The sequence below is a fragment of the Liquorilactobacillus uvarum DSM 19971 genome (assembly GCF_001434935.1).
In the GTDB taxonomy this organism is placed as follows: domain Bacteria; phylum Bacillota; class Bacilli; order Lactobacillales; family Lactobacillaceae; genus Liquorilactobacillus; species Liquorilactobacillus uvarum.
Window position 1 is genome coordinate 1 of record NZ_AZEG01000144.1, and the last position, 233, is coordinate 233.

Annotated in this window: 1 protein-coding gene; it reads right to left on the reverse strand. The window is 31.3% G+C overall.

Annotated features, from left to right (window positions below; translation table 11 throughout):
• Window positions 1-195: transposase (locus tag FD20_RS12835; protein ID WP_057738958.1), on the reverse strand; the 195-nt coding region annotated here is incomplete at its 3' end.
• Between the last annotated feature and the right edge of the window lie 38 nt (window positions 196-233).

A 233-nucleotide genomic window follows, 5' to 3' on the forward strand; every position in this document is an offset into this window, starting at 1 on the left:
TTTTTGTAATTTTTTAAATTCTTTAGAAGTAACTTCAGTTCCATCATCAAGTTCAACAGATTTTGCATCTTTAATCCAGTTATGAATTGATGCAGGAGACACTGCATATTCTTCTGAAAGAGAACGAACTGATCTCTTTTCCTCGGTGTGCATTTTAATAATGCTGGCTTTAAAATCATCAGTATATCGTTTCATATAAAAACTCCTATCCTAGTCATTTTATTATGGCACAA